This window comes from Thermomicrobiales bacterium (assembly GCA_023954495.1).
GTDB lineage: Bacteria > Chloroflexota > Chloroflexia > Thermomicrobiales > CFX8 > JAMLIA01.
On the sequence record JAMLIA010000127.1, the window covers coordinates 1 to 5214 of the forward strand.

The 5214-nt window shown below is 61.7% G+C and carries 6 protein-coding genes; 3 read left to right on the forward strand and 3 right to left on the reverse strand.

The genetic code is table 11. The features are described from left to right. Positions 1 to 885, forward strand: an 885-nt coding sequence (locus tag M9890_15260; protein MCO5178312.1) for a PLP-dependent aminotransferase family protein, incomplete at its 5' end; no start/stop codon positions are given. Between the two features lie 53 nt (positions 886 to 938). Here M9890_15260 and M9890_15265 read toward each other — a convergent pair. The 3 genes from M9890_15265 to M9890_15275 form a co-directional block, all read right to left on the reverse strand. Continuing rightward, the gene (locus tag M9890_15265) at positions 939 to 1808 is read right to left on the reverse strand and encodes a hypothetical protein (protein ID MCO5178313.1); all 870 of its coding nucleotides are present in this window, start codon (positions 1806 to 1808) and stop codon (positions 939 to 941) included. A gap of 1 nt (position 1809) precedes the next feature. Next, entirely contained in the window at positions 1810 to 3048 is a 1239-nt protein-coding gene (locus M9890_15270; GenBank protein MCO5178314.1) for an AI-2E family transporter, read from the reverse strand. 73 nt (positions 3049 to 3121) lie between these two features. After that, positions 3122 to 3478 (reverse strand): hypothetical protein, encoded by a 357-nt coding sequence (locus M9890_15275; GenBank protein ID MCO5178315.1) that lies wholly within the window; start codon positions 3476 to 3478, stop codon positions 3122 to 3124. 271 nt (positions 3479 to 3749) lie between these two features. Between M9890_15275 and M9890_15280 the strand changes: the two genes are divergently transcribed. Both M9890_15280 and M9890_15285 read left to right on the forward strand, forming a co-directional pair. Beyond that, positions 3750 to 4106 (forward strand): hypothetical protein, encoded by a 357-nt coding sequence (locus tag M9890_15280; GenBank protein ID MCO5178316.1) that lies wholly within the window; start codon positions 3750 to 3752, stop codon positions 4104 to 4106. Positions 4107 to 4201: 95 nt separating this feature from the next. After that, the coding region (locus M9890_15285) for a hypothetical protein (GenBank protein ID MCO5178317.1) at positions 4202 to 5214 on the forward strand (1013 nt) is incomplete at its 3' end.

Below are 5214 nucleotides of genomic sequence, written 5' to 3' on the forward strand. Positions count from 1 at the left end.
TTGGCGCTGATCGTCGACATGCTGGTCGACCCGGGCGACATCATCCTCAGCGAGCAGCCGACGTGGTCGGGGGCGGTGCGGAACTTCACGGTCGCACAGGCCGACATCCGCCCGATCCCGATCACCGACGAAGGCACCGATGTCGACACACTGCGCCGCGAGCTGGAAGACATTCGTGCCGCAGGCAAGCGTGCCAAGCTGCTGTACACGATCCCGAATTTCCAGAATCCAACCGGCGTCACCACGACGCTGGAACGGCGCAGGGAGATCGTCGCGCTTTGCCGCGAGCACGGCGTTGCCATTGTCGAGGACGATGCCTACTTCGATCTGCGCTATTCCGGCAACCGTGTGCCGACGCTGTACTCGCTGGCCGGCGATGGTTCGGTGATGTACCTGGGCACGTTCTCGAAGATCATGGCCGCCGGGGTTCGCCTCGGCTGGGTCGTTGCCGATGCGGGCGTGATCCAGCGCCTTGCCGGCATGAAGCTTGAAGGCGGCACGAGTCCTTTCGCCGGCTATGTGGCGGCCGAGTTCTGTGCCAACGGCACGCTGCAGGAACACATCACCGAGCTGAAGAACCTGTATCGCGGCCGACGCGACATCATGCTGGACGCGCTCGGGCGAACGATGCCGGAAGGCACCACCTGGACGACGCCCGAAGGCGGATTCTTCGTCTGGCTCACGTTGCCGGATGGCATCACCGTCGGCGAGATTCAGGCTGCCGCATCCGCACAGAACGTAGAGTTTCTGCCGGGCCCCGCCTGCCATTTCCACGGAGCGGGAGCAAACACACTGCGGCTCGCCTACTCGTTTGCCGACGACGAGCAGATCGAACAGGGCATCAACATCCTCGGGAAACTCGTGAGCGAAGCGGTGGCGAAGTAGCGTTTGTCGCTCAGCGGGCCGCGTTGAAGTGACGCGGCCCGCTGCCGCTCGGATCAGCCGTGCACCGGCTCCGGCTGGCACACCGGACAGCGGTAGGTGCCGCGACCGCTGACTCGCTCCTTGATGATTGGCGTTCCACAGTTCAGGCACTCGACGCCCTTGCGTCCGTGCGCAAACGGGAACTCGCCCCGCTCCAGGACTGCTTTGCCGTTCAGGATGTGAGCACCGCCAATGGGCATGGCGATAGCCAGGATCGCACCAATCGCGTCGTACAGGCGATCGATCTCCTCGGGCGCGAGATCACGGGCCAGGCGCTCGGGATGAAGCCGCGCGCGATGCAGCGCTTCATCAACGTAGATGTTGCCGAGTCCTGCCACAAACGTCTGGTCCAGCAACAACGGCTTCAGCCGCGCTTGCGATCGCCTGGCGATGGCTGTCCGGAACCACTCGCGGGTAAATGCGTCTGACACGGCGTCCGGCCCGAGCCGCAAGCGCGTCATGTAGTCCTCAAGCTCATCTGCCGGCATCAGCTGGACGCGCGCAAAGTGTCGAATGTCGGTCAGGTAGAGTTGCGAGCCACTCGCGAAATCCAGAATCAGATGCGTTGACTTGTGCGGCAGCTCAGCACCATAGGCCGGAACAGGATGCCCGGCGTTGAAGCCCGGAATCGACGGACCTCGTGCGACGATCTGCCCGCTCAACTTCAGATGGACGACCATCGCGATATCACCCACGATAATCGGCAGGTACTTCCCGTGGCGGTCGACCCTGTCGAACGAACGCCCGGCTATCTGATCGAGTCCAGGACCATCGGCAGCAACGATCAACTTCGGCAGGCGTAGATCGATGCCGACAATCGGGTCATGCAGAAGCTGCTCCGCGATTCCGCGCCGAGCTACATCGACTTCGGGGAGTTCGGGCACGTCATTCTCCAGGCGGTTGGTACGAATCGATTCGGTCGTCGCGCTGCTCCGGTGCTGGTGGTGGCTCGGACGGATCAGCAGGTACGCGAGGATGCCTGTGTTCGGCATCGCCGAGGAACTGCGTGAGCACATTGCGCCAGTTTGAGCCATGTGGTGGCGGCGCGACGGGTACCGAAGGCGCGAGGATAGTGCGCGCCCGACGAACACGCAATGCGTCCTCGATGATCACCTGTATCGCCGCAGCAAACGGTATCGCAAGCAACGCGCCCAATGGCCCCATAAACTGACCACCTGCCAGCACGGCAAGAAAGACCGTTAAGGGCGATAGCCCAATAGCTCCGCGCATGATGCGCGGTACCAGAATGCTATTCTCTGTGAACTGCAACAGCACGATGAAGACTGCAACGATGATCGCCTTCTGCCACGAATCGAGCATCGCAATGGCAAACGCGGGGATGCCGCCGATCCATGGGCCGATCACCGGCACCATTTCGGTGATACCTGCAAACAGCGCCAACAGCAACCAGAAGCGCAGCCCCATCAGACCGTAGCCAATGCCGGAAGCGAAACCGATGATGACACAGAGCGTCAGTTGCCCTCGCAACCAATCGCCAACCTTGGCTTCGACGTCGTACCAGACGGTGTTGACCCGATCGCGTGTCTCTTCGCGCATGTTCTGGAGCAACAGCCGCTTGACGAGATGTTTCTCCATTAAGTAGTAGAAGCCGATGACAAACGTCGCCACCAGCCCGAAGATCACCGCGCCAATGCCGGTTACCAGGCCGATCGCCGTCCCGCCGGTCGGCGGTGGTGGGTTGTCGAGTCGGAACTTCAGTTGCGTCAGGAACCGATAGCCGGTTCGCGCCAGGAAGCGATTGTCGCTGGTGCGCCATTCATCTGCCAGATTCTGGATCAGGTTCGGTGCTTCCTGCGAGAACGAGCGGGCCTCAGCCGTGATGAGAGGCACGAAGATAAACCCAAGCAGAACGAGCGCGAGCAGGATCACGACGTAGACCGTGAGGATCCCGGCGGCACGCGGCATGCCGCGCGCCTCAAGCTTCAGGACCGGGCGTTCAATGACGGTGGCGAAGAGCACTGCAAACAGCAGCAGGAATACGATTGTCTGAATCTGAACGACGAGATAGAAGATGAGCAGGACGATCAGAAGCGACGCCGGCGTCAACGACGGTCGTGAACCTGCATCACCTTGTGGCCCACCACCGGAGCCAGCACCGTTCACCAACGCTTTATCCTCGCCGGTCGGCATGATCAGGTCGATGTCGGGGATTCCGGAACGCTAATCGGGTCGCCTGTCAGATACTGACAGTACCTTCCGGCAATCGCGACCAGTCAACTTCCCAGTATCGCTCGTCATATGGATCGACACGTGTCGGGGTTACCTGCGAGTTCCAGACCGTTGGGAACGCGTAGGCGGTCACGCCATCAATCGAAAACGAGCGCGTTGTACCCCCCGGACGAGACACAGGAAAGATCTCGCGCGGCGGTCGTGAAATCACCTCACACTGAAACCAGCCATGCTCCGGGCAATGCCCGGCGTGAAGCTCCCACGGCAGGTCAGCAGTGACCGCGCCGAGCGGAATGATCTGAGTGTTCGTCAGGTTGCCCTGACAGATCGGGCAACGCAGCGGCGTTTGCCGTCTCGACGCCATGCTCGTCCAGCTCCTCACGGTGCTCTTGACTGATCGGACTGACGCCGAAAGGTGTCACATTTCGTACCTGGCGGCGCGCCCGTTATCCTACCATAGGCGTCCGTCGCTCCCGATACTGTTGCTCAGATTTCCTGCCGCTCGTACAATCCGGTAGTGGGGGACTGACGACCCGGGCTGTCGATCATGCCCGGAGACACCAGAACTGAGAGGGATGCAGTTGGCGAACTCCGATGTGATCGCAAGCCTTATTGACACGTATCGAAATCTCAATATGAAAATCCGACCGCTCGACTCTACGTCCGGCAACGCCGCCAGCGTGGTGGAGGCGATTACCGCGCTGCGAGAATCCGAGATCCGCTCGTCACAGATGATCAAGCTGATGGCGCTCGGAGACGGATCTGGCGAAGCCGCGATCCCTGCTCCACCGCCATCAGCGAATCCGAGCAACGTGCGGGTTCTGCTGTCAGAGTTCGGGACGGCGCGTGAGGCTATCCTCGCGACAGTCCGCGAAATGTCGGACGAAGATATTAACGCAGCCCGACCGGGATTTTCCGCTGCCGGGTCAATTGGTGATGTACTGACTCAGATCGCCGAGCGGGATAAGAAGCTCCTCGCATCGGTGATGTAAATTGGCCCGCATTGTGATGTTCCGCGCGCAGAAGATTTATTGCGCGCGGAGTTGCGGGCCGTGCTGAGATTCACAGGTTGGTGGGGGATCCAGAGGTGACAGAGGCAAAAGCACGCCTTCAGCTCTCTCGGCTTGCGGCCGTGCTGGCGATATTGGCGCTCGTCCTGATTGTCGTGTCGGGCATTCACCAGACCAGCATTGATGCGGCCTGCCTTGCCTGGGGTGATTGCTCAGGCTGGAGCTATCTGACCCGATCTGCCGGGCCTGTTGGCGCATTGCACCTGGGAGTTTCAGCGCTCATCGCTTTCATCACCATCGGCCTCGTGGCAGTCAGTCGCGTGTTGCGAACCGACGCACGCGTGCACACGATCTCGTCGATCGCGATCGCATTGATCGCCGTACAGATCGGTGCGCTCTTTGTTCCGGCAAACGGAACGGCAGCCATCTGGGCCGCGACCGTGCATCTCGGCGCGACCGCATTGCTGCTGGCTTGCGCGCTGGCACTCGTCCAACCAATGGTCCCGGCCGCCGGTCTGACCCGCCTGCAATCTGCAACTGCCGGGACGTGGTTCCGGCCACTACTGCTGGGAACAATCGGCGCTGTCTTCGCGGTTCTCGTATCTGGCGCGTACCTTGCTGCAACGAGCGGCTCACCCGCCTGTGATGGCTGGCCGGTCTGCGGCATCTCCATGTCGGAACCGCTGACGGGTCAGATCTCCGGGCAGGTCGCCCATCAGGTACTCGTTGGCAGCGCGCTCGTGCTGCTGGCGCTAATGCTCGTGACCGGCCTGCGCCATCGCATCGCTACTCCATTGCTCACCGCGCTCGCTGCCGTGTTCGGTGCCGAAGTTGCGATCGGCGCGTTGAGCGCGTCGGGTGTCGCAGCTTCATCCGTCGAGACCCTGCACTTTGCAGTCGCCGGGATTTCGTGGGCGCTGCTCGTTCGGGTAGCCCTGCTCACGGCGCCCAGCATTGTCCACACGGAAGCGACGGATCACACGACGCGGGAAGTATTGCGCGACTACTTCCGGGTGACGAAGCCAGGCATCATGCTACTGCTGCTGATCACGACGCTCGGAGCCATGCTTGTCGCCGGTTCGGGCTGGCC

Bases quoted from the DNA above. Each gene is read 5' to 3' on its own strand.
- M9890_15275 (MCO5178315.1), bottom strand. From the start codon at position 3,478: ATGGCGTCGAGACGGCAAACGCCGCTGCGTTGCCCGATCTGTCAGGGC.
- M9890_15280 (MCO5178316.1), top strand. From the start codon at position 3,750: ATGAAAATCCGACCGCTCGACTCTACGTCCGGCAACGCCGCCAGCGTG.